Annotated in this window: 14 protein-coding genes and 6 pseudogenes; 7 read left to right on the top strand and 13 right to left on the bottom strand. The window is 46.6% G+C overall.

All coding sequences use genetic code 11. The features are described 5' to 3' along the window. Nucleotides 1–85: 85 nt before the first annotated feature. Complete coding sequence (panP, locus tag TZ48_RS15480) at nucleotides 86–1,729, top strand: pyridoxal-dependent aspartate 1-decarboxylase PanP (RefSeq protein ID WP_112479814.1); 1,644 nt, start codon at nucleotides 86–88, stop codon at nucleotides 1,727–1,729. A 362-nt stretch (nucleotides 1,730–2,091) separates the two neighbouring features. After that, nucleotides 2,092–2,944: pseudogene (locus TZ48_RS15475) on the top strand (MurR/RpiR family transcriptional regulator). 120 nt (nucleotides 2,945–3,064) lie between these two features. Here the strand turns inward: TZ48_RS15475 and TZ48_RS15470 are convergent. Next, nucleotides 3,065–4,291: an iron-containing alcohol dehydrogenase gene (locus tag TZ48_RS15470; protein ID WP_112479813.1), complete on the bottom strand. Its 1,227-nt coding sequence runs from the start codon at nucleotides 4,289–4,291 to the stop codon at nucleotides 3,065–3,067. A 406-nt stretch (nucleotides 4,292–4,697) separates the two neighbouring features. On the opposite strand from TZ48_RS15470, the gene TZ48_RS15465 reads away from it, so the two are divergent. Further along, on the top strand, nucleotides 4,698–4,961 hold the full coding sequence (locus TZ48_RS15465) for a GrxA family glutaredoxin (RefSeq protein ID WP_112479812.1): 264 nt from the start codon (nucleotides 4,698–4,700) through the stop codon (nucleotides 4,959–4,961). 263 nt (nucleotides 4,962–5,224) lie between these two features. Further along, nucleotides 5,225–6,907 (top strand): aspartate:alanine antiporter, encoded by a 1,683-nt coding sequence (locus TZ48_RS15460; protein ID WP_112479811.1) that lies wholly within the window; start codon nucleotides 5,225–5,227, stop codon nucleotides 6,905–6,907. Nucleotides 6,908–7,056: 149 nt separating this feature from the next. Here TZ48_RS15460 and fabV read toward each other — a convergent pair. The 9 genes and pseudogenes from fabV to TZ48_RS15415 all read right to left on the bottom strand — a co-directional run bounded on the left by fabV (nucleotide 7,057) and on the right by TZ48_RS15415 (nucleotide 17,525). Then, nucleotides 7,057–8,258: pseudogene (gene fabV / locus TZ48_RS15455) on the bottom strand (enoyl-ACP reductase FabV). 186 nt (nucleotides 8,259–8,444) lie between these two features. After that, a pseudogene (locus TZ48_RS15450) lies at nucleotides 8,445–10,726 on the bottom strand (acyl-CoA dehydrogenase). A gap of 69 nt (nucleotides 10,727–10,795) precedes the next feature. Beyond that, nucleotides 10,796–11,422, bottom strand: a complete 627-nt coding sequence (gene psrA / locus TZ48_RS15445; protein WP_112479810.1) for a TetR family transcriptional repressor PsrA — start codon at nucleotides 11,420–11,422, stop codon at nucleotides 10,796–10,798. A 182-nt stretch (nucleotides 11,423–11,604) separates the two neighbouring features. After that, nucleotides 11,605–11,799, bottom strand: a complete 195-nt coding sequence (locus TZ48_RS15440) for a hypothetical protein (RefSeq protein ID WP_112479809.1) — start codon at nucleotides 11,797–11,799, stop codon at nucleotides 11,605–11,607. 31 nt (nucleotides 11,800–11,830) lie between these two features. Next, nucleotides 11,831–13,000, bottom strand: coding sequence for a Na+/H+ antiporter NhaA (gene nhaA, locus TZ48_RS15435; RefSeq protein WP_112479808.1), 1,170 nt, complete (start codon nucleotides 12,998–13,000; stop codon nucleotides 11,831–11,833). A 306-nt stretch (nucleotides 13,001–13,306) separates the two neighbouring features. Then, nucleotides 13,307–13,726, bottom strand: coding sequence for a lipocalin family protein (locus TZ48_RS25305; protein WP_239670929.1), 420 nt, complete (start codon nucleotides 13,724–13,726; stop codon nucleotides 13,307–13,309). A 21-nt stretch (nucleotides 13,727–13,747) separates the two neighbouring features. Then, nucleotides 13,748–14,412 (bottom strand): annotated as a pseudogene (locus tag TZ48_RS25300) (lipocalin-like domain-containing protein); the annotation flags it as partial. Nucleotides 14,413–14,421: 9 nt separating this feature from the next. After that, nucleotides 14,422–16,873 (bottom strand): annotated as a pseudogene (locus TZ48_RS15420) (ABC transporter permease). After that, the gene (locus tag TZ48_RS15415) at nucleotides 16,854–17,525 is read right to left on the bottom strand and encodes an ABC transporter ATP-binding protein (protein ID WP_112479805.1); all 672 of its coding nucleotides are present in this window, start codon (nucleotides 17,523–17,525) and stop codon (nucleotides 16,854–16,856) included. The pseudogene TZ48_RS15420 and the gene TZ48_RS15415 overlap by 20 nt, the downstream one beginning before the upstream one ends. A gap of 272 nt (nucleotides 17,526–17,797) precedes the next feature. Between TZ48_RS15415 and TZ48_RS15410 the strand changes: the two genes are divergently transcribed. Continuing rightward, entirely contained in the window at nucleotides 17,798–19,222 is a 1,425-nt protein-coding gene (locus tag TZ48_RS15410; RefSeq protein ID WP_112479804.1) for a DUF2867 domain-containing protein, read from the top strand. A 113-nt stretch (nucleotides 19,223–19,335) separates the two neighbouring features. Here the strand turns inward: TZ48_RS15410 and TZ48_RS15405 are convergent, their stop codons facing one another. The 3 genes from TZ48_RS15405 to rsuA all read right to left on the bottom strand — a co-directional run bounded on the left by TZ48_RS15405 (nucleotide 19,336) and on the right by rsuA (nucleotide 21,974). Next, the gene (locus TZ48_RS15405; protein ID WP_112479803.1) at nucleotides 19,336–19,989 is read right to left on the bottom strand and encodes a DUF2913 family protein; all 654 of its coding nucleotides are present in this window, start codon (nucleotides 19,987–19,989) and stop codon (nucleotides 19,336–19,338) included. Then, on the bottom strand, nucleotides 19,989–21,194 hold the full coding sequence (locus TZ48_RS15400; protein ID WP_112479802.1) for a Bcr/CflA family multidrug efflux MFS transporter: 1,206 nt from the start codon (nucleotides 21,192–21,194) through the stop codon (nucleotides 19,989–19,991). The genes TZ48_RS15405 and TZ48_RS15400 overlap by 1 nt, the downstream gene beginning before the upstream one ends. Nucleotides 21,195–21,275: 81 nt before the next feature. Further along, nucleotides 21,276–21,974, bottom strand: a complete 699-nt coding sequence (rsuA, locus tag TZ48_RS15395) for a 16S rRNA pseudouridine(516) synthase RsuA (RefSeq protein ID WP_042498381.1) — start codon at nucleotides 21,972–21,974, stop codon at nucleotides 21,276–21,278. Nucleotides 21,975–22,044: 70 nt separating this feature from the next. On the opposite strand from rsuA, the pseudogene radD reads away from it, so the two are divergent. Both radD and TZ48_RS15385 read left to right on the top strand, forming a co-directional pair. Next, nucleotides 22,045–23,779 (top strand): annotated as a pseudogene (gene radD / locus TZ48_RS25915) (DNA repair helicase RadD). Between the two features lie 72 nt (nucleotides 23,780–23,851). Continuing rightward, nucleotides 23,852–24,274 carry a PepSY domain-containing protein gene (locus TZ48_RS15385; RefSeq protein ID WP_239670913.1) on the top strand — a complete coding sequence of 141 codons (423 nt, stop codon included), beginning with the start codon at nucleotides 23,852–23,854 and terminating at the stop codon, nucleotides 24,272–24,274. Nucleotides 24,275–24,327: the final 53 nt, after the last annotated feature.

Raw genomic sequence — 24,327 nt, 5'->3', positions numbered from 1 at the left:
TCCATGGGACTTTTTTTCGAGACATTCTAGCCCAATTGGTTTAGATTGTGCCGCTTGCAGTAACGGAACAATAGTAGATAACGATATGGTATCTGAGCAAAAAATTGCTGATGTCAGCTTTGAGAGCCTCCTTCGAATATTCACTATCCCAGAAGGACCTGACTCTACGCTGACCCAAATTGAAGAAAGTTTGTCCAAAAACTTGAACCAGTTTTTGCGAGAGCATATTGTTGCTGAAGAAAAACCCCTCCATGAAATTGAAAAAGATTTCTCTAGTGCCGCGATTCCCGAACAACCCGAGTTCGTGTCGGCGCATACTGAACATCTATTAGATACCCTGGTTTCACATTCAGTACACACCTCTTCTCCAAGCTTTATTGGTCATATGACCTCAGCGCTGCCTTACTTTTTGATGCCACTATCAAAAATCATGATCGCGCTAAACCAGAACTTGGTGAAAATCGAGACATCGAAAGCATTCACTCCGCTTGAACGCCAAGTTCTCGGTATGCTTCATAAGCTGATCTATTCCGAATCAGAGCCTTTCTACAATAAGTGGATGCACAGCTCTGAACATTCCCTAGGAGCATTTTGCTCTGGTGGCACAATTGCTAACATCACCGCTCTTTGGGTTGCCCGTAACCGTGCGTTGAAAGCTGACGGAGAGTTCCAAGGGGTAGAGAAACAAGGTCTGTTCAAAGCCATGAAACACTATGGCTATGAAGGACTTGCCATTTTGGTCTCAGAACGTGGTCACTATTCGCTAAAAAAAGCCGCTGATTTGCTTGGTATCGGACAGCAAGGTCTCGTTGCGGTTAAAACGGACGAATACAACCGCATCTGCCCAGACGATCTCAAGCATAAGTTTGCCGAGCTCAAACAGCAAAACATTAATCCCTTTGCCGTTATCGGTGTAGCCGGAACAACGGAAACGGGCAATGTTGACCCACTGCGTGAAATTGCTGCCATTTGTGCTGAAGAGTCTTGTCACTTCCATGTTGATGCGGCTTGGGGTGGTGCGACACTCATGTCTGATAAATACCGCACTATTTTAGACGGTATTGAACTCGCAGACTCTGTAACTATCGACGCGCACAAGCAGCTCTACATCCCTATGGGTGCAGGCATGGTATTGTTCAAAGATCCACAAGCAATGAAGAGCATTCAACACCATGCTCAGTATATTTTGCGTAAAGGCTCGAAAGACCTAGGTCGTCACACGCTTGAAGGATCACGCTCAGGGATGGCGATGTTGGTATATGCTGCAATGCACATCATTAGCAGACCCGGATATGAGCTGTTGATCAACCAAAGTATCGAAAAAGCCCGTTACTTTGCCGAGCTAATCGATAAACAAAGTGACTTTGAACTCGTCAGCAAGCCAGAGCTTTGTTTGCTTACTTACCGCTATGTCCCGGAAAATGTTAAGCAGGCACTGGCAGTTGCTTCAGAAGCTGACCGAGATGAGCTGCATGATCTTCTCAACCAACTCACCAAGTTTGTCCAGAAAAAACAACGTGAAACCGGTTTATCTTTTGTATCTCGTACTCAACTGAACCCAATACGCTGGTCGGGTCGCGATACCATTGTATTCCGAGTTGTATTGGCTAACCCACTGACTTCGACAGAAGTGCTAAGCAATGTGCTCGACGAGCAGCGAGAAATCGCTCAGTCTGCGTCAGCATTAATGTCTGCTCTCAACGCGTTAGCTAACAAAATTTGCGACTAACGGTACTCGCTCTCGGCAATATGAAATCACTATCACTCTCCCACTTATGAAACTTTCTTTCTGTTTTGTGGGAGTGATACGGTAAAATTGCGCTAGAAACTGGCAATAAGTGACCATTTTTCACTCAATTGTTTTTTTCTTCCAGTTTTTTGTTTGATGCCTGTCATATTCTAAAGATTTCATGTGAGCTTTTGTTACAGCTAACCGAGTGCTTCGTTTATACTGAGGCTATGGAGTTGGTGCTGATCGACCTATTATAAAAACTCGACATCACGGTAACTTAGTCTTTCATTTAGACAAATGAGAGAGAAGCTCCCGGATAATCAGCGTCAACAAGTTGTTCTCTTTACCCTGTGAACACTATGAATACATTAGAGAAAGTCCAAAAGAATTTAGAAAACTTCAGCAAATCTGAACGTAAGGTCGCTGAAGTTATTATGGCGTCCCCCAAACCGCCATTCATTCCAGCATTGCTACGCTTGCCAAAATGGCAGATGTGAGTGAGCCGACGGTAAACCGCTTTTGCCGCCGACTCGATACAAAAGGTTTCCCAGACTTTAAACTGCATTTAGCACAGAGTCTTGCCAACGGCACACCTTATGTAAACCGCAACGTTGAAGAAGACGACGGCCCGGACGCATACACCCACAAGATTTTCGAATCAACATGGCGTGCCTTGATGTTGCTAAGAACAGTTTGGACTCAATGCAAATCAACCGAGCGGTTGACTTGTTGACTCAAGCGAAGCGCATCTCATTCTTCGGCTTAGGAGCCTCTTCGTCTGTTGCTCGTGATGCTCAGAATAAGTTCATTCGCTTCAATATCCCAATCTCGTGCTACGAAGATGTGGTCATGCAACGCATGAGCTGCATCAATTGCTCAGATAATGACGTTATCGTGCTTATCTCGCATACTGGCCGCACTAAGAGCCAAGTGGAAGTTGCTCACCTAGCCCGTGAAAACGGCGCGACTGTCATTGCGATTACGGCTAAAGATTCGCCGCTAGATAAAGCAAGCTCGCTGTCTATTACCGTTGACGTACCAGAAGACACTGACGTTTACATGCCAATGGCTAGTCGCGTAGTCCAGATGACGATCATTGATGTTCTTGCGACCGGCTTTACTCTGCGTCGTGGTAGCGGATTTAGAGATAACCTGAAACGAGTTAAAGAAGCGCTCAAAGATTCTCGCTACAACAAAGTGCCAAATTACTAGTCCCTATCTATTATTTGTCACTACCTGTAGCTGAGCCCTCGCTCTTCTATCGAAAGACTCAAAAGGGAGGTCAATTGACCTCCCTTTTCTTTATAGCGTTTTCAAACTCGACTAATCGAACTAGTCTGTCTCTACTGGGTTATTCCGGTACTCGATGTTGGTTGTCTCTTCTGAGGGCTCAGCATGACCGTCACACTGACACTGGCACACCTGATTGAGGATATAGATAAGCCTGTCTTCCGTCAGTGGTATGGGGTTTCCTTTAATCGCTACAGACTTCATCGCATCGGCGGCCACTTGTTCAAACGACGTCCCGCACACGCCAAAATCTGAGAGATGCGGCAAGGACAGACGCTCTAAGATCATGTTGACCCATTGAATGCTATCTTCAATGCTCGCATCGTTTCTGCCAGTGAGCAGTTGAGCCATGGTTCGGTAACGATTAAGCACATCACTGCGCCCTGCCCGCTTGGCAGCTTTAATGTTTTCCATCATGACGTGAGGGGCAAGACGAGCAGTAATCACACTGTGCGGCGCCGAAATCTTTCCACCCAGTGCCGATGCCAATCCGTGTGCAGCACCGAGTTTTGCGTTGGTAATCGCCATTCCTCCTAACATCGCTGCAAAAGAGAGATCCGCGCGTGACTTTGGATTGTCTTGCTTACAGCCTGGAATAATCGAATAGCTAAGTCTTCTAAGCCCCTCTTCACACACCATATCTGTGAGCGGATTGGGCTCTCCGCACACATAGGCTTCCATCAAATGGGTAAAGGCGTCCATCGCGCCGCGTCCAGAAGTATACACATCGGTACCGTAAGTCAACACAGGATCCACAATGGCCACATCAGGCAACATATCTGGGCTGCGTAAACTGACTTTCACCTTATCTTGTCCCGACTTAAGCACCGCATTTTTGGTCACTTCCGCCCCAGTGCTCGCTGTCGTCGGAATGGCAATCATAGGAATCGGTTTGGTTTTGAGAGGGACATTGCGTCCAACCACTTCAACGTAGTCGTAAACGTCCCCTTGATTTGGAATGATCGCCGCAAGCGCTTTGCCCATATCGAGAACGCTTCCTCCACCAATGGCAACCACCATATCAGGTTTGAAGCGACGCCCCATAATCGCTGTCTCTTCAACCATGGTAATATTTGGTTCACCGCGAATCGCGACATGCTGATAGCGCATGTTCTGATTATGAAGATAGTGAATGACCGGCTCAGCACGCTGACGGTCTTGCCCCGTTACGAGAAGTACGCTGTAACCGAATTGATTGATGATAGACAAAGAGGACTGCAGCGCCCCCTCACCGAAAATAATGCGACTCGAAGTCATAAACTGAAACATACCGGATTCCTTTAGGTACACCGTCAACTCACTATTCGAATCATTGCCTATACCGCCAGCAATACGAAAAACAAACCTTAGCGAGTCTTTTCGGTAGAGCAAACATACAAAGCTAACGTCAGCATGCTATGTTCATTGGCGACAGTTCTTGATTTATGCCAAGCAATTAGCGCATGTCACCCGATTAAATACTCAACTTTTGCACAGCGTCACACCCTATTTTCATCCAGCGTCATGGAGATTTGCGCAACTTCTGTACTGATAGGTTTTACCTATCGCATCAAGAGACAAATGACGCTTTATTTCCTTCTCATCTTGAGGCATAGTGGTTTTCAACAAAATGATGAACCCCTGTTTTTGTTACTGCTGGTTCACGCAAAAAGTTTAGTCTTCAAGGAGAAATTGAATGTTCGTTGTTATTTTTGGTCGCCCTGGTTGTCCTTACTGTGTTCGTGCAAAAGAGCATGCTGAAACGCTAAAAGCTAAACGCGACGATTTTAACTATCGTTACGTTGACATCCATGCTGAAGGCATTACAAAAGCAGACCTAGAAAAGACTGTTGGTAAGCCAGTAGAAACTGTGCCACAGATCTTCATCGACCAAGACCACATCGGTGGCTGTACTGAATTCGAAGCTTACGCTAAAGCAAACCTGGGTCTATTCGACTAATATGCCCATGCAGTCAACTAAGTATAGTTGACGAAATCATCTTCAAAGCCAGCGCCTTGCGCTGGCTTTCTTTTTTGCGACTCGGAACACCTTTGGTATAAATCAAACACAACCGATTGGGTAACATTATGATTTCTATCTTGTTAATCCCCACAATTGAACTAATGTCAAATCCGAAAAAATTTCACTTATCTTTTTGAAAATTTCCGCTACAATCGCCACACTTTAATCATTCTTTCACACTGTCTGTTTGAGTCGTACTAGTGAACATAGACGTCGTCAACTTGCTTGACCAAAACCCAATTCTCCTAATCTTCGTCGTTCTGGCGATTGGCTTAGCCTTTGGCAAAATTCGCTTCGGTAACCTTCAACTCGGTAACTCCATTGGGGTGCTGATTACCTCCCTTATTATGGGACACCTCGGATTCAGTTTTAATGCTGAAGCGCTGACAATCGGGTTTATGCTATTCATTTACTGTGTTGGTATTGAGGCAGGTCCAAACTTTTTTGGTATCTTCTTCAGAGATGGCAAACACTATTTGATCTTGAGCTTAACGGTGTTGGTGACCGCGCTCACTGTCACCTATTTCGCAAGCCACTATCTAGGCTTAGATTACGGCTTATCGGCGGGTGTAATGGCTGGGGCACTGACTGCCACACCGGTTCTCGTCGGTGCTCAAGATGCACTGAACTCCGGGTTAGCCACTATTCCACGTGGTATGGACTTCAACCTAGTGATTGAAAACCTTTCAGTCGGTTACGCGATGGCCTATTTGATTGGTCTTATCAGCATGATCATGCTCGCGAAACTGCTTCCTAAGCTTCAAAAGCAAAACCTTCATGACTCAGCACAACAGATCGCGCAAGAGCGTGGTCTTGGCGGCAGTGGACAACGTAAGGTGTATCTACCAATCATTCGTGCCTACCGTGTTGGTCAGGAGTTGATTGATTGGACCGATGGTAAGAACCTTCGCGAGCTGGGCATTTATCGTCAAACTGGTTGCTACATTGAGCGTATTCGACGCAATGGTATCCTCGCCCATCCAGATGGCGATGCTATCTTGCAAGAAGGTGATGAAATTGCATTGGTCGGCTTCCCAGACAGTCACGCACGCTTGGATCCAAGCTTTCGTAACGGCAAAGAAGTATTCGACCGTAACTTGCTCGACCTACGCATTGTTGAAGAAGAGATCGTAGTAAAAAGTGACAACATTGCCGGCAAGAGTCTCTCCAGCCTGAATTTGTCAGAGTATGGCTGTTTCTTGAACCGCGTCGTTCGCGCTCAAATTGAAATGCCGATGGACGCCAACATCGTGCTAGCCAAAGGGGATATTCTCCAGGTAAGTGGTGAAAAGAGCCGTGTGCATGGCTTGGCAGAGAAAATTGGTTTTATCTCGATCCACAGCCAAATGGCCGATTTGTTGGCGTTCTGTAGCTTCTTTATTCTTGGCATCATGTTTGGCCTGATCACCATGAGCTTTGGTCAGGTGTCGTTTGGATTAGGTAATGCTGTTGGTCTTCTTTTGTCTGGTATTACCCTAGGCTTTTTACGTGCCAACCACCCTACTTTCGGCTATGTACCGCAAGGGGCTTTGAACATGGTGAAAGATCTCGGTCTTATGTTCTTTATGGTCGGTATCGGGTTAAGTGCCGGTGGCAAAATGTTTGAGCACCTAACGCAAGTCGGTCCTCAAGTAATTTTGATCGCATTCTTAGTCAGTGTACTGCCGGTCGTACTCGCCTACTTGGTCGGTAACTATGTGCTTAAGATGAACCGCGCACTGCTTATTGGTGCCATTGTGGGCGCGAGAACCTGTGCACCAGCGATGGATGTAGTCAACGAGCATGCTCGCTCGACAATTCCTGCTCTGGGTTATGCAGGTACCTATGCCATCGCCAACATCTTAATGACTCTGGCGGGTACTATCCTCATCATTCTCTCCTGATCTTCACCGTATCAGGTTTAACAGAGAAAACGCTTAAGTAGATACAACTATTTACTAGATACAACTATTTACTAGATACAACTATTTACTAGGTACAACAAAGGGGCGCATCATGCGCCCCTTATTCATGTCAATTTAACCGCTATCGATTATAGGTCGATAACATCAAATTCTACGAGTGGTGAAACGTCAGCTTCGTAGTCAACGCCTTCAACACCAAAGCCAAATAGCTTCAAGAACTCTTCTTTGTACTCAACGTAGTCCGTCAGCTCTTTCAGGTTTTCAGTCGTGATTTGCGGCCATAGATCAGCACAGTGCTTCTGGATATCGTCACGAAGTTCCCAGTCATCTAGACGTAGACGGTTTTTATCGTCAACTTCTGCTGCGCTGCCATCTGCTTTGTATAGACGCTGTGAGAACATACGGAAGATCTGTTCCATACAGCCTTCATGAATGCCTTCTTCACGCATCTTCTTAAATACCATTGCAATGTACAGTGGCATAACAGGAATTGCCGAGCTTGCTTGAGTCACAACAGACTTAAGTACTGCAACGTTAGCGCTACCGCCAGTTTGAGACAGTTTCGCATTTAGTTCTGCTGCTGCACGGTCTAGGTCCATCTTCGCTTTACCTAGCGCACCTTCCCAGTAAATTGGCCACGTTAGCTCGGTACCGATGTACGAGTATGCTACTGTCTTACAACCGTCTGCAAGAACACCCGCTTCAGAGAGTGCATTAATCCAAAGTTCCCAATCTTCACCACCCATCACAGTCACAGTATCAGCAATTTCTTGCTCTGTTGCTGGCTCAACACTTGCTTCAATGATCTTGTCAGAGTTAGTGTCTACCGCTGTCGATGTGTATGTCTCGCCGATTGGCTTTAGAGAAGAACGCACGAGTTCGCCTGTTTCTGGTAGCTTACGTACTGGAGAAGCCAGTGAGTAAACAACCATATCGATTTGGCCTAGATCTTCTTTGATTAGGTCAATAACTTTCTGCTTCGCTTCGTGAGAGAAAGCATCACCGTTTACGCTTTTCGAGTACAAGCCTTCTTCTTTCGCTAGCTTGTCGAAAGCAGCAGAGTTGTAGAAACCCGCTGTGCCAGGCTTTCTTTCTGTCCCTGGTTTTCGAAAAATACGCCGATTGTTGCTGCACCACCACCGAACGCCGCAGCGATACGAGAAGAAAGGCCGTAACCACTAGAAGAGCCCACTACTAGAACGCGTTTTGGTGCGTTTGCAATTGGGCCTTGAGCTTTGGTGTAAGCGATTTGTTCTTTTACGTTAGCTTCACAACCAACTGGGTGTGTAGTAGTACAAATAAATCCACGAATTCTTGGTTTGATGATCATATTCAGTTCCTCAAAAAATCCCTAGTAGGATAAGAGTTTCACTTCCAGTTCGCACCCTATTTCTGTCAATTTCTCTGATTTTTCCAAGTGGTTGGAGCACTTTCACACTTATAGCGCACAAAAAAAGCGCTCTAGAAACTAGAGCGCTTAGACCATTTAGTTTGCGTTAAGCAACGCTGCTCAGTTTTATGCCACGCTGTTCAGCTTAGGCTTATCCACTTTATCGGTTCTTACTTCAGAGAAGTCGTGGCTAAAGTGGTCAACCTGAATCGCTTTATAACGAAGCGCATCAGCAGCAAGGATTTTCTCAACCTCTTGCTCCGTTAACACATTCGCTTCAATCGCTTGCTGTAAGCGATCTTTCAATAGACCTTTTCTCGCAATTTTGCCTTCTTTCACGCCGACAAACAGTTTCTTCTCTAGGTCACGAATGTCGTACATCGCTAGGAAAGCATTTTCCATCAAGCCGATCTTGTCGTTTGGCTGCTCACCGATGTAGCAAAGATGAGTCAGGCGATCACGATGTGCACCAGGCACCATCATACTCTTCGCTAACTCAAGCGTTAGGTTGTCTGATGGTTTCTCAAAGTGATTGCCTAGTGGGAACAATAGCCCTTTAAGCGTGACACCTGCCCAGCGAGCTGGGAAGTTTTTGTACGCTTCGTTTAGCGACTTAGCCGCATGGTGGAAACAGTGCTGAACTGCATAATGCACGTAGTCTAGATCCGATGCTTGACGGCCATCATCTTCGTATTTCTTCAACGCCGCAGAGGCCATAAATAGATACGCTAGACCATCGCCCAAGCGAGCAGAAATCATCTCTTTACGTTTTAGATCGCCGCCCAATGTCAGCATTGCGAAGTCCGCACTGACTGCAAGCGCTTTGCTCAAACGCGTTAAGTCTTTGTAGTAAACCTTGGTTGGACCACTCATATGAGCGCCGACAAATTTAGATCCTGTTAGCGCAGCGGCAAAGGCGCCGAAGGTGTTTTTAGTCGCATGACCGATGTGCTTGAACAGTAACTTGTCAAAGTCAGCCGCACCTTGCTTAGCATCTGGATTCGCTGCTGCTTCCATTTCTTGTAGAACGAAAGGGTGACAACGTGTCGCACCTTGACCAAAAATCATCAGGTTTCGAGTTAGGATATTCGCACCTTCTACAGTAATCGCAACAGGAATGCCCAGGTAGCTCGAGGCAAGATAGTTCATTGGACCATCTTGAATAGCTCGACCTGCGTGGATATCCATTGAATCATTTAGGATCGTACGCGCCATCTCTGTCATGTGGTACTTGGCAATTGCAGTCACAATCCCAGGTTTCTCACCCATATCCAGTGACGTTGTCGTTAACGTTCGTGTCGCCTCAAGTAGGTATGTAAGACCGCCAATGCGACCCATCGCTTCTGCCACACCCTCAAATTTACCAATCGACATACCAAACTGCTTACGAACATATGCGTACGCGCCAGTTGTTCTTGTCGTTAGGTGACCAATTGCCGTGCCTAGCGCAGGAAGCGAGATACCACGGCCTGCAGACAAACATTCAACGAGCATACGCCAGCCGCGTCCTGCGTATTCTTGGCCACCGATCAGCCACTCCATAGGAATGAACACGTCTTTACCGCGTGTAGGGCCGTTCATGAATGCAAGGTGAAGTGGGTCATGACGCTCACCAATTTCTACACCTTTGTGGTCTGCTGGAATAAGCGCACAGGTAATACCAATGTCTTCTTTTTCACCCAATAACTGGTCTGGATCGTGAAGTTTAAATGCCAAGCCCAGTACTGTCGCAACTGGTGCCAGGGTAATATAACGTTTGTTCCAGTTTAGGCGGATACCAAGCACTTCTTTGCCTTCGTGCTCACCGTAACAAACCACACCTTTATCTGGGATACCGCCCGCATCCGAACCCGCTTCTGGACCTGTTAGAGCGAAACATGGAATGTCTGTACCGTCGGCAAGCTTGGTAGCCAATAATCTTTTTGCTCTTTAGTACCGTAGTGAGACAGCAGCTCACCCGGGCCGAGCGAGTTAGGTACCATGACCGAAACAGCCGCACTAATACTGCGCGTCGCAATCTTGGTCACAATCGTTGAGTTCGCCAGTGATGAGAATTCACGACCACCGAACTCTTTGGAAATGATAAGAGAGAAGAAACGCTCTTTGCGCAGGTAATCCCAAACCTTTTTAGGTAGGTCACGATCTTCCTTAACAATCTTATTGTCGTCGAGCATTGCAAGCAACGTTTCTAGCTCGTTGTCCATAAAGGACTGCTCTTCAGCAGTAAGAACCGGCTTAGGATATTGATGCAGCGTTTTGAAGTTTGGCTTTCCAGAGAATAGCTCTCCATCCCACCAAACACTACCCGCTTCCATTGCTTCACGCTCTGTCGCGGACAATGGCGGTAGCACTTTTTTAAACAATTTAAACGCTGGGTCACTGATCCATTTTCTTCGTAGAGAGCTCATGATACCTATCCTTTTGTTCAGGTGTATTTTTATTATTTCGTTTCTATGTACGTTTTTGGTTTTAAAGCTTTACTCCGCAGCAACACCTGCTGCGAGGTAAGGAATAATCTGGTCGATGATCGCTTCTGCACTGACTTCTTTTTCAAACGAGCTCAGCGCAATTTCGGAAAGCGCTTGGCTCGATGCCATAGTAAATACGCAGGTGCCAAGCGTAAGGTGCAGGCGCCAAAACAGGGTTTCTGCATCGAGCTTGGGATTGGCACGCATGACTGAGTGAGTGAACATGGCCAAGGTTTCTGTGTACCGAGTCGTGATGAACCAACGTAGGTGTCCTTGCACATCGGTATAGCCACGACCGACTAGCGACATGAAGCGACTCGCTCCGCCCGGCTTAAGATCGTTGAGCGTTAGTAGTGGATCTTTGAGCGACTGAAATACGTCGACCATGTCATAGTCATCACGCTCGTTTAGTTGGTACAGCGCCTTTTCAACGGCCGGCATAAACGCTTCCAAGTAGCGATTTAGTACCGCACGGACCAATGTCTTTTTATCGCCAAAGTGGTAGTTAACCGACGCCAGATTCACGTTCGCCTTGCTGGTGATGGTGCGCAGTGATGTATCGTTGAAGCCGCCGTCTGCAAATAACGCTTCCGCTACGTCCAGAATTTTGTCTTTTGTGGTGAGTCTCGTCGTCATTTCAATCGCCCGTATCAAACATATGTTTGAATATACTCTCGCAACACCAAGATAACAAGTGATTAACATCAAACTTTTTACATACTGGTCGGACATCTTTCACAAGAAGCTGTTTTAAAAGGGGCTTTGAAGTTTTCGTTATTTTTTTGCTTTTTGTGTGAACTAATTTTGATAAGGCGGGTCTATTTAAGTGTAGTCAGCAAAGAATGAGTTTCTGATGCCACTGTTTTTGCTTTTTGTTGACTACATGCTGCTTTTTTCTTATTAACTCCTATTTGTATCCGCCCAAACCCCTTGTTGGTTTGGGCTTTTTTTTGCTTGTCGTTTTCTACACCAATAAAAAAACCCAGCCGAAGCTGGGTTTGTCTTGTTCTCACTGCAATGCTTGAGTACTCAATACCTGAGTGATTAATATTGAATTTTTGGCTCAGGTGCAGCTTCCTTTGGAAGCGATAGGTTCAGTAGGATGTAACCGAGAACCGCAGCGGTTGTTGAGCCCATCAAAATACCCAATCTTGCATAAGTATCGAACTCTGGGCTCACCCCTACAAAGGCCAATGACGCGATAAAGATAGACATTGTAAAGCCGATACCGCACAGCACGGATACTGCAAAAATCTGTTTGAAGTCGACGCCCTCAGGCAGTTTCGCAACACCAAGTTTCACTGCCGCCCAACTGAAGGTAAAGATACCCAGTGGCTTACCGACTAGCAGACCCATTGCGATACCTAGTGGAAGCATTGAAGTCAGTCCTTCCATTGAAACGCCTTCTAGCGAGATACCTGCGTTAGCGAATGCGAAGATAGGCAGAATACCAAATGCAACGTATGGGTGAAGCGCGTGTTCTAGATGCTTAAGTGGTGAATGTTCACCCGGCTTACCATTAAGCGGAATAGCAAAGCCAAGTACTACACCAGCTAGCGTCGCGTGAACTCCAGAGGCAAGCACACTTATCCAAAGCACCGCACCAACTGCAAGATAAACCGGTATGCTGGTCACCTTCTTGGCATTAAGTACGAACAAGATTCCCGTCATTATAAAGCCAAGCGTCAATGCGATAGTGGATAGGTCGCTGCTGTAGAAAAGCGCAATAATAACGATAACACCCAAGTCATCGATGATAGCAAGCGCCAGTAGGAAAACCTTCAAAGCGACAGGTACACGCTTACCAAGCAATGCCATGATACCCAATGCAAAGGCTATATCTGTTGCCGCTGGGATAGCCCAGCCACTCATTGCTTCCGCATCACCCATGTTAAACAAAGCATAAATAAGTGCCGGAGCAACCATACCACCAACAGCAGCAATTGCAGGGAAGATGGCTGTCTCTTTTGACTTTAGAGCGCCTTCAAGTAACTCGCGCTTAACTTCCAAGCCAATTAGGAAAAAGAAGATCGCCATCAAACCATCGTTGATCCAGTGTGAAATTGACAGACCGAAAACGTAGGTATGAAGCACGCCTTGATACATTTCATTGAGAGGAGAGTTGGCGATAACCATCGCAATTGCCGCAGCAATAACTAGGATGATGCCCCCTGCAGATTCCATCTTAAAAAAGTTACGAATGACGTCATTCATAATGTAAAGCCCTTAATATTTATTCACATTGTTTGAATGTTAAAAATTGTATATCTAGTTAAATTCCATAAAAAATCGATTCTACGGATGTTAAATGTAGGAATAACCGAATAATACTCTTACAAGATTCGAGATATGTATACCAATTCAGCACCACTAGTAACAGTATAGAGCAAAGATAGGTGTGATGAATGAATGGCTTAGCTCAGTCTACTCAATGTCAATATCATTCTAGAACAACAATATGACGCGATAGCGTAACAAGAAGTGTCAGATGTAACGGAGTAACGAACAAAAAAAAGCGGCTTAGTAGCCGCTTAATTGCATGAATCCTTGAGCTTGGTGGGAACCATTTGCCATGATAGCCCCTTGCCATTGGGGCACAACGAAGTTGACCCAGTTGTCTCGCTTACGCGCTTTAATGATAAGGTCTATGTCATGACTAGGTACTCGCAATCGCCAACTAAGCGGGACGCGCCGTCCTGAGTCAAATTCGGTATAACCTACGGCTCGAATAGAGATATCGTCTGTAGGAATATTCTTGACGTTGCCTTGGCGATCCAATATCGCAGCGCTGGTGTAAGGCATATTGTCTTTGTACCGATAACGACTGACTAGTAGTGCCTCATCATCATTAAGCCAAAGAACAAAGTTGTCTTCGCCAACATAGCTCGCCCCGACTAACTCACTGCCCCACTCTTTGCTGAGCCAAGCACGGCCTTTAATCGTCAGTACATTTCCATTCGCGAGCGCCAGCGTACCAACGGTTTTTACAAATGGGGATTCGATGGCGTAGGAAGCACGCGGCAATAAGTCGTGCTTCTTATGGTAACCATTTTCACCAATCAATGCGTAATGACCGGCCGCCATAAGCTGCAGATTCACCGCGAATTGCTCGGTGGCCAGTTTTAAATTACCTGGCAGTGGCTCACTTGATAAAGAGCGCCAAGACCAATCATCAATCCACACACGAAACGGACGACTTAGCCACCCGCTTGGCCGATACCACCGCGAGCTATACGTTGATCAGTGAACATACCAAGATGGCTATTAAGCACCACGTTAGCAATATAGATTTGAGGATCTTGCCATCCAGTTGCAACGCGATCGTCACTGGCATAACGGAAGAATCGAACTCGCAACCAATAGGTTTGCCCTGCTTCATCTTCTAATTGAGCGACAAACTGCCACCACTCGTGCTGAAACTCTGGATGAAAACGAAAATCTTGCGGTAACTTGATCTCTCTATCGGGTAAAACCGGCTCAAATACCTTTTTGCCTGGGGAACCAAACACCGCATTAATTTGGCTTGTTTTAGTGACGGTAATCGCATCGTGTACCGGTTTGGTCGCCCAGATAATCGTCACTGCGACCACAACAACCAGCAAACAAGAGAAAATGAGTTTCTGCATTCGATTCATTTATAGCGCATCCCTGAGTGAATGAATCGGCGAATTGCGAATAAGCTTCAATACAGGAAGCGCACCCGCGATAACCAATGCTGCCAACGACCACAAACACGTTCCTAGGTATTGCCATGGAACGATTTGAAGCTCAAGTGACCAGCCAAAAGACTGCTTAATCACAATATCGACAATGAGCTGCGCTAGCGCCACACCCAAAGGCATCGCAATCGCAGCGGAGATCAAGCCAAACACCAATAGCTGTAGCCCACCAATCATCACCAACTCTCTACCTGAAACGCCGAGACAACGCAGCAATGAAGTATGTCGCTGACGAGTAATTTCCCCGGCAATGGTCGCAAAGAAGATACCAAACACGGCAATCACCAACGTGATGTTGCCAAGCGTATCGGCAATAGCAAAGGTGCGATCAAACGTGGTCATCGCTTTATTGTGAATAGAGGTATTGTCGTAAATACGCTCGCTGCTCAGCCTAAAGCGTGACTGAAGCCTCTGCTCAACAAACAGCGACTGTGTCTTATCTTTTAACACTGCACCCAAGGCGACATCACCAGAGCCAGCTAAATTCGCAAGCCAGCGGTTTTCCGACAACAATACTTGATGATATGGATTACCATAGTCGTAGTAGACGCCAACAATATGCCAATTGCCCCCTAACGGCGCACCCAAGTCGACATAGTCTCCCGGGCGTAAATCGCGTTTCAGCGCCATAGACTCACTGATCATGATGCTGCGAGAATGGTGAAGGTGATACCAATAGTTTGGCACCGCGATTTTCACCGTTAAGGCATCCATTTCGCCGACCGAATTACCGGTACTCACCACTTGCATCAAACCAGATTCGGTTGGGATTTCTTCTTCCCAGCGCCACCATACGCGTTCGACTTCAGGTTGCTCTTCCAACCAGCGACTCATACGATTCGCATTGTTATTGGTCGGATACACATAAATATCGGCCGCCAATCGCTGAGTGAGCCAGCGATCTGTGGTATCACGGAAACTGCCAACCATGGTCTCAACCCCCATGTTCGCCGCCATTGCCAACATAAACGCCATGTTCGCGACGCCGCGATAACTCATACTCGCCGCTGCATCAGCAAAGAACCAGCGCAGTTTGACCCAACGTAGTGAGTAGGAAAACAGGGTGAAAATCTTCCAAGTAATGAATGGTGTAATCAGTGCTACGCTAAGCAGCATGAGCACGATAATGGCATAACCGGAGTTTTGCGATTTCGGTGCCTGGTAAATAGCGACCGCCGCCACACACAGGCCACAAGCTAAAAATGCCTGCCAGGTAAACTCTGCGCCCGTGAAGCGCATTAAAGAAAGTCGCGCTGACAAACGAATTGGCTGCGTCTTCAACAAACGGATCAAAGGCCAGCCACAAGAAATCACCGCGCCCGACATCGCAAGCACAAAGCTGTACAAGCTCCACTGCCAGCTCCACTCGATACTGAGCCAATATTGGCGTCATAAAGATCGCTCAAGCTTTGCGAAACCGCAGGGATAAGTTGGTTTGCTAATACAAGACCAAACACGTTACCACACAGCCAGCTTAGGAAGACGAGTACCGCAAGCTCCATACAAAGCGCTTGCGCCAATTGCCAACCAGAAACGCCGACTTGTCGCAGGCTACCGACTAGGGGCTGGCGCTGAGCCAATGACAGTGACATTGCCTGATAAAATATAAATAGACCCACCACAAACGACAGCATGCTCATCGCTGACAAGTTGGTGTGAAAAGCGGCGGTCAGAGATTCCAATTCAGATTGCGAACTGCGTGACAGTGTCATTCCATTTGGAATCATTTTGCGAAGTCGTTCAAGTTGAGCAGAGCTCATTTCACCACAAGCTATAACCGATAAACCGGCGGAGCGCTTTAGTGCACGAACTAAAGACATATCCGCGACAATCTGCATGCCTTTGATGCCGACTTTACTGTCTACCTTTACAGGCCCGAGCTCTAAACCATTATCTAGGGTAATAGAGTCGCCATTTTTCCAGCCCTTTAGTTCAGACAAGTCATGGCTGACAAGGATCGTGGTGGGTACCTTAATCAAATCTTGTGATGCAATATCACTGATAGTGACCTTGTTCTTCAGTTGCAACAAAGAGATCGGGTCAGCACCTACTAAGTTCAGTTCTAGGCCGTCTTTCGTGGTTACTTTTTGAATATCAAATGGAACGCATTGCTTGAAGCCATCACGGCGCAATTGAATATAAAAGCCTGCGGGATTTTGGTTTCAGCATGTTTAGGGCGAATGCGATAAGGCACCGGGTTCGCGAACAGTCGCTCACCACTGGCATAGGCTTGCTGAGCATGATGATTGATTGCGGTCACACCAACAAGCAGTGATACGCCTAGTGTTAGGCCAAGCCAAACGAGAAGAATTTGTAGAGGGTGGCGACGATAATGTCCCAGTAGCGCCTTAACTACGGGCCATAACATGCAATTGCCCTCCTTGAAGGCGAATCGAGCCATCTAAATGCGACGCCACTTTCTCACTGTGAGTAACGACCAACAAGGTACATTCCAGATGTCGGCTAAGAGAGGTCAACAAGCGCATGACCGCCTCAGCATTTCGCTCATCCAAACTCCCGGTTGGCTCATCCGCTAGCAAGATTTTCGGCTCCATATACAGCGCTCTAGCAATGGCTGCTCGTTGCTGCTGACCACCAGAAATTTCCTCTGGGTATCGACCTAGTAACGCCATTAAATCGAGTGCAGAGAGAATCTGGCGCCACAGCCCACGATCTTCAGGCAGGCCTTTGATCTGGCGGCAGAAACGAATGTTGTCGGCGATATTTAGCGTGGGCAGCAAATTAAATTGCTGAAAGATGTGGCCAATATTGTTGCGGCGATAAGCAGTGCGCTTACTCTCTTTCGCTTCGTGCATAGCAAAGTCAGGGTACCAAATTTCACCAGAATCCACTTTATCGATCCCAGCAATTAAATTTAGTAACGTACTCTTTCCAGAGCCACTTTCACCCATTAATGCCAGTTGTTCACCTTGTGCCAGTGTTAACTCTGCACTTTGCAGTACAGGATGGAACTCACCACCGTCAATGTAGCCCTTGCTAAGGTCAGACAACTTAAGCATTGAAACTCTTTATGCAAACGAAAATTTGGACACTGAATCTACACTAAAATCGACCCACAAGGAAGGAAAAACCCCTAGATCACGCGACTATTCTGCGAGTTCGCTATTCTTATAAAATATGCTGCCGCTTAGTGATAAAAAAAGGTGTTAATAATTTGCTTCTCCGCCAATGAAAAATCAGCGATTATGAAGAGCAGCTTTTCTGAAAATTGTCTAAAATGTGTTAAGTTTTAGAGAGATAGTTTTTCTTAGAAGAAAATCGAGGGATAGAAATGAAACGAGTGTTAGTTCTCGGCGCATCGGGTTATGTCGGCTCACAGTTGATCCCTATTTTACTCGCTCAAGGTTATCAGGTAACCGCAGCAGCACGGCAGATTGACTACCTTAAAGCTCGAGTTATCCCACACTCACATTTGACCTTCGAATATCTCGATTTGGCCGATCGTGAAGCCACTCTTGCGCTCGTACCGCAATTTGATTTGGTCTATTTCCTAGTGCATGGCATGGCGCACGGTCATGACTTCCTCGAGTATGAACTTTCGCTCGCACAGAACTTTCGCGATGCGTTGGAGATCAGCGAAGTCAAACATGTTATCTATCTTAGCGCCATCCAGCCGCAAACCGGCAACTCCGAGCACTTAGCGGCTCGTAAAGCCACTGGTAAGTTACTGCGTACTAGTAAAGTGCCCATTACCGAGCTGCGGGCGGGCGTGATTATAGGCCCAGGCTCCGCCGCGTATGAAATCATGCGTGATTTTGTTTATAACCTGCCCGTGCTTATCACACCCAAATGGGTGGATTCTAAAGCCAATCCTATCGCGCTGGAGAACCTTAATCACTATCTTATTGAACTATCGAAAGAAGCCGAACCAAATAGCGAGATCTATGAAGTCGGCGGTCCCGATGTGCTCTCCTATCGCCAACAGTTTGAGATCATTTGTCAGCAAATAGGCAAACCACTTCGCTTATGGGCAACACCACTGCTCACGCCCAAAATCGCCTCTTACTGGCTGGGTGTTGTTACATCGGTACCTTCAAGTATTGGCCGTGCTCTTCTGGCTGGGCTAGAACATGATTTCATTGCCGATTCTCAATCGATTAGGCAGCGCTTCCCGCAACAGCTCATTTCCTACCAGCAATCTGTGGCATCCAGCATTCAGCAGGACGGTGAATTCATTCGCAGCAACGTTTGGGGTTTTGAACCCGCAGCACTTAGCCGTTGGCAAGCTGGGTATGGTTATTATCCTAAAAAAACCGGCGCGAGCTTCACAACAAGTAAAAGCGCTGAGCAGCTATGGGATGTGGTGAAAACGATAGGCGATCCCAAAGACAGTTACTTCTTCGCCAATATACTGTGGCGAACCCGAGAGTGGCTCGATATCTTCTTTGGTGGTGGTCGTCCTGTAAGGCGCTCGCCAGAAGGGCCAGAACTAAAGGTAGGTGACTTTATCGATTCGTGGAAAGTCATTCGCTGCGAACCGCCTCACTTTTTATCCCTTTTATTTGGGATGAAAGGACCAGGACTTGGAAGGCTAGAATTCACCATTAGAGACCATGGTGACAAACGTGAGATAGACATCAGCGCTTGGTGGCACCCTAAAGGCTTTTTAGGACTGCTTTATTGGTTTGCTATGATGCCAGCTCATCTGTTCATTTTTAAAGGCATGGTTCGAGCTATAGTTCGTAAAGCTAAATAGTTCGCAAAGTTAAGTGATTCGCAAAGCCAACTAAACAGATACAAAAAAGCGCAGCACCCATTCACTAAGATGGAGCTGCGCTTTTTTTAAACCAGCTTTTTTAAACCAAATAGCTACGCTTTAAATGAAAGCGGAATTTCCGCTAACTGCGTACCCTGGTTAAGTGGGTAAACAAGGTACTCACCGTGATACTTCACTTTAGACTTATAATCCGTCACTTTGTGAAGCATAAATCCAGCCTCATAGGCCTTAGTAATGAACTCGGCATGGTTACCGCGAACAAACCAACTCATTGGTTTTACTAGATTCTCACCGTCAAAGCAGTCATCACACTGATTAGCACACACAGCAAATGAGTTAGCGCCATCGGTAAAGAATTGGACTTTGCTGCCATCAGTCAACACTTCCGATGTACACACGCCCCAGCCTGCTTGTTCCATATCATCAATGAACTGTTCGATTTTAGCATCAGTGATCGGAGCTATCTCGCCACCGAAGAAGCCTTCGTAATACGCTGAAATACGCTTGAACGTTGGCTCTAGCATCGACTCATTGCCCTTAGAACGCCCGGTTTTTTGCCATTGAATAAGGTTCGCACTCGTCGTTTTACCAAAACGTTGAGTTTTAATTGCACGCGTTACCCATCGCACCAAAAAATGGTTGTTGGTTACAGGCGAATTAATCAGCTTTCCTGTTGCGTGTTCCGCCGCGAGCTCTTCTAACGCTGAGTTCACGACTTTCTGAATTTCTGAATAATATGCAGACATTATGCTTTCTTTCCAAACGTCCAATACAAGGCGGCGGATAATACCGAACAAATCGCCATTAATGCAATCATTGGCCACGGAGTACCGCTCGGTAAAAACGCCACAATAGCGCCAACTACCGAGCCAGTGCCAAATCGTAACGTACCCGCTAGCGACGATGCCGTGCCAGCCATTGTCGGATAACCACTCAGCAGTAACCCCATAGCATTACTACCAATCGTAGACAGAGTCCCAACAAATAGCATCACAAACGGCACAATGCCCCAAATACCAAGCTCTAGCACGCCACTCACTAATAGCCCCATGCCCGCAAATAGCTGGACACCGATGCCAAAGCGCAGCATCCCGTGCAAGCCTACTTTCTTAACAAAGCGGCCGTTTAAACTGGTCATGATAATCATAGTCACAATATTCAGACCAAACAGGTAACCGAACTGATCGGGCGACACACCATAGATATCAATGTAGACAAACGAACCCGCCGTCAGAAAGGCAAACATACCCGCAAATGAAAACGCACCAGAGAAAATAAGCCCCATCGCAACTGGATTTTGACAAAGACGCAGATAATTTTTAATCGTGGTTCTAAAGCGCAGTGGCTGCCTGTTTTCTGGCGCCAGTGTTTCTGGAATTTTCCAAAGCACAGCGGCAATCACGATCACCGAAAAGCCCATCAACACCCAAAAGATTGAGCGCCACCCAAACCAAACGGCAAGGTGACCACCAATCATTGGTGCTACCAAAGGTGCCAAGGTAATCACCAAGGTGACAAACGACATGGTGCGCGCGAAATCTTCTTTATCAAACATGTCACGCACGACAGCTTGGATAATCACCGCTGCGGCAGCACCAGCAAACCCTTGCGCAGTACGAACCAAAGTAAGCGATTCAATACTGGTCGTAGTCGCACACACCGCGGAGGCAACACCGAAAAAGAACACACCAAATAACAAGATGGGTCTGCGTCCAAAACTGTCCGCAAGCGGGCCATGCAAAAGCTGACCGATAGCAAACCCAGCGGTATACACGGTTAACGTGATTTGCACAGCCCCGGCCGTGACACCCATATCCTGCGCGATCGTTGGCATCGCAGGGAGGTACATGTCAATCGCCAGCGGCGTCAATGCACCAATAGCGCCAAGCACTAAAAACAGTAACAAACCAAGTTGGGGTGTATTGGGCTGCGATGTGGTTTGAGAACTCATATCGCTCCTAAAACGTCGATGAGCCGCATTCCTTGCTTTTATGCTCATGTTTTACTCAACGTCCCGTTGAGTGAGATTGGATTACTTTTTCCAGACTGAGTCAATTTCTTCTTGAGTGAGATAACGATACTCGCCAGGCTCAAGCATCTCATCAAGAACAATTTCACCCACACTCTCACGATGCAGACCTTCAACCTTGTTACCAAGTGCCGCAAACATGCGCTTAACTTGATGGTATTTGCCTTCGTGAATGGTCAGTAGCACTTCGTTATCATCGATGATTTCAAGTTGAGCTGGTAGCGTCGGGGCTTTCTCGTTTCTTAGCTCAATACCCTCTTCAAACGCTTGCTGATAGTTTGGCTGAACAGGATCGGCTAACCACACGCGATAAGTCTTAGCACACTTGTGTTTTGGCGATGTAATTCTGTGTGACCACTGACCATCATCGGTAATCAACACCAGGCCGGTAGTATCCACATCTAATCGACCTGCAAAGTGGAGATTTTCCATTTTCACTTCATCAAGCAGCATAAAGGCCGTGTGGTTAAATCCATCTTCATGAGAACAAACAAAACCATCTGGCTTAAATAGCATGATGTAGCGAGGGCCTTGCATACGAACCTCTCGATCCTGCCACTCGACACTGCTCTCTTCTGTTACCTTGAATGCACCACTCTTTTGAATCACGCCATCAACAGTGACGTCGCCTGATTTGATGATTTTTGTGGCTTCTTTACGTGTAGCGCCTAACGCGTCACACAAAAACTTATCTAAACGCATGAATACCTCGTTTTCATTTCGTGGGGTATTATAGAGGGGTTTTTCAAAATGTAGAGTAAAACTGAGCCGTATGTACACGCTTCGACCTTATCAAGCCGACTCCGTTAAAGCCGTTATCCATTATTTCCGCAAAAATGACACGCCAGCTGTCATTGTGCTCCCAACAGGCGCTGGTAAAAGCTTGGTCATTGCTGAGCTTGCTCGCCTTGCACGTGGTCGAGTGCTGGTGCTTGCCCACGTAAAAGAGTTAGTAGAACAAAACCACGCAAAATATGAAGCTATGGCCTGAAAGGATCGATATTTTCAGCGGGTCTCGGACGCAAAGAAACCTCCGAACAAGTCGTATTCGCTTCAGTACAATCTGTGGTGAGAAACCTAAATGCGTTTGCCAACCAATTCTCATTGCTGGTCATCGATGAGTGCCACCGCGTACCAGAGACCAAAACATCGAGCTACCAAAAAGTCATTAGTCATCTTTGCGAAATTAACCCCGGCATAAAAATACTTGGACTAACCGCGACCCCATATCGACTAGGTGTGGGCTGGATTTACCAATATCACACCAAGGGTTTAGTGCGTAGCGATGAGCCGCGTTTCTTTAAAGACTGTATTTTTGAACTCCCGATTCAGTACCTTTTGGATGAAGGGTTCCTAACCCCTGCAAAACTCATCGATGCTCCCGTGCTGAGCTACGACTTCTCTCAGTTAAAACCCACCAGCATGGGCAAATACAAAGAGTCGGAGATGGACTTGGTGATTGAGCAGTCTAAGCGTGCGACCCCCAGATTGTTGAGCAAATCATCCGCTACAGTGAAGATAAGCAGGGTGTGATGATTTTTGCTGCGACAGTACGTCACGCTCAGGAAATCCTATCTCTGTTGCCAGAACAAGCCAGTCAAATCGTCATAGGCGACACACCAACGCCTGAGCGCGACGACATCATTAACCGATTCAAGCAGCGAGACATCAAATTCTTGGTCAATGTCTCCGTACTGACCACAGGATTTGATGCGCCACATGTCGATTTAATCGCGATACTGCGCCCAACCGAATCCGTCAGTCTGTACCAGCAAATTGTCGGGCGTGGCCTTCGTCTTTCTGATGGCAAAACGGAGTGTTTGGTTCTTGACTATGCAGGCAACACTTACGATCTCTATCAGCCTGAAGTTGGCAACCCAAAACCCGATTCAGACTCAGAAATCATTACCATCCCCTGCCCTGCCTGCGGGTTTAATAATGACTTTTGGGGCAAGCTCGATGCCAACGGTTTTTTGATTGAGCACTTTGGCCGCAAGTGCCAAGGCTATTTTACCGATGAAGAAACTGGAGAACGTGAGCACTGTGACTATCGATTTAGGGCTAAGTATTGCTCTGAATGTGGCGCAGATAACGACATTGCCGCTCGAATTTGTCACGAGTGCGACGCAACCTTGGTCGACCCAGATAAAAAGCTCAAAGAAGCATTAAACCTTAAAGACGCATTAGTCTTCGAGTGCGTCGACATGAACCTGCAAGTCCACAAAGATGACAAAGGCAAAAGCAGCCTGCGAGTTAACTACATCGGCGAAAACGATGCTCAAGTGAGTGAGTTTTGGTCTTTGAGCACAAAAAAACAGAAACAGACCTTTTTGTCTAAGTTCGTACGCCCGCATTTGGCGGATAAACACCGTGAGTTTGATGCGACCTCGCCAACTAAGGTCGTGAACAACCAGCACAGGTTTCGATTGCCCGCTTTTGTCATCGCTCGTAAAAGTGGTCGTTTCTGGAAAATGCGCGATAAGGTGTTCGATGATGAATTAAACTGAAAACCTGTTCAGGTTTGATTCATATTTCGCCCTTTATATTGATACCCTATTTGATAACGCTGAGATCTTGCTATGACCTACCCAGTAAATAAAGTCTTTGCCACACTCGCTCTTTCAGCCTTGCTTGTCGCCCCCTTAACAGCGAGCGCGGGCTTTTTCTCTAACGACCAGGCAGCGAATAAACAGAGTGGGCATGAGTTAGTTCAAGATGTAGAGACGGGTGATACTCGCGTTGAGTTCGATGAAGATCAGGACGAAGTCTTTGATGCCGTTCAACAAGGCCTCATTAAACCCTTCTCTGAGCTCTTTGCAACGGTTGAAAACGATCTCAACGGGCGCGTGATTAAAGTTGAGCTTGAAGAAGATGACAACGAATGGATCTACGAGCTCAAACTATTGCACGACCAAGACGTTATAAAGGTTGAATACAATGCAACAACACTGGAGATGATGGAGATCAAAGGCCATAATCTCCAACGAGTTATCAAAAAATAAGTCACAAACAACGATACAATTCGCAAACAACTATAAATAAAAAAAGAGAAAGA

It is taken from the genome of Vibrio variabilis (genome assembly GCF_003263785.1).
GTDB lineage: Bacteria > Pseudomonadota > Gammaproteobacteria > Enterobacterales > Vibrionaceae > Vibrio > Vibrio variabilis.
Note: the sequence above shows the minus strand (reverse complement) of the source record. Positions and strands in the feature narration are given on the sequence as shown.

Bases quoted from the DNA above. Each gene is read 5' to 3' on its own strand.
- TZ48_RS15385 (WP_239670913.1), top strand. From the start codon at position 23,852: ATGACCTACCCAGTAAATAAAGTCTTTGCCACACTCGCTCTTTCAGCC.
- TZ48_RS15405 (WP_112479803.1), bottom strand. From the start codon at position 19,989: ATGTCTGCATATTATTCAGAAATTCAGAAAGTCGTGAACTCAGCGTTA.
- TZ48_RS15400 (WP_112479802.1), bottom strand. From the start codon at position 21,194: ATGAGTTCTCAAACCACATCGCAGCCCAATACACCCCAACTTGGTTTG.
- panP (WP_112479814.1), top strand. From the start codon at position 86: ATGGTATCTGAGCAAAAAATTGCTGATGTCAGCTTTGAGAGCCTCCTT.
- rsuA (WP_042498381.1), bottom strand. From the start codon at position 21,974: ATGCGTTTAGATAAGTTTTTGTGTGACGCGTTAGGCGCTACACGTAAA.
- TZ48_RS15465 (WP_112479812.1), top strand. From the start codon at position 4,698: ATGTTCGTTGTTATTTTTGGTCGCCCTGGTTGTCCTTACTGTGTTCGT.
- psrA (WP_112479810.1), bottom strand. From the start codon at position 11,422: ATGACGACGAGACTCACCACAAAAGACAAAATTCTGGACGTAGCGGAA.
- TZ48_RS15410 (WP_112479804.1), top strand. From the start codon at position 17,798: ATGAAACGAGTGTTAGTTCTCGGCGCATCGGGTTATGTCGGCTCACAG.
- TZ48_RS15470 (WP_112479813.1), bottom strand. From the start codon at position 4,291: ATGTTTCAGTTTATGACTTCGAGTCGCATTATTTTCGGTGAGGGGGCG.
- TZ48_RS15415 (WP_112479805.1), bottom strand. From the start codon at position 17,525: ATGCTTAAGTTGTCTGACCTTAGCAAGGGCTACATTGACGGTGGTGAG.
- nhaA (WP_112479808.1), bottom strand. From the start codon at position 13,000: ATGAATGACGTCATTCGTAACTTTTTTAAGATGGAATCTGCAGGGGGC.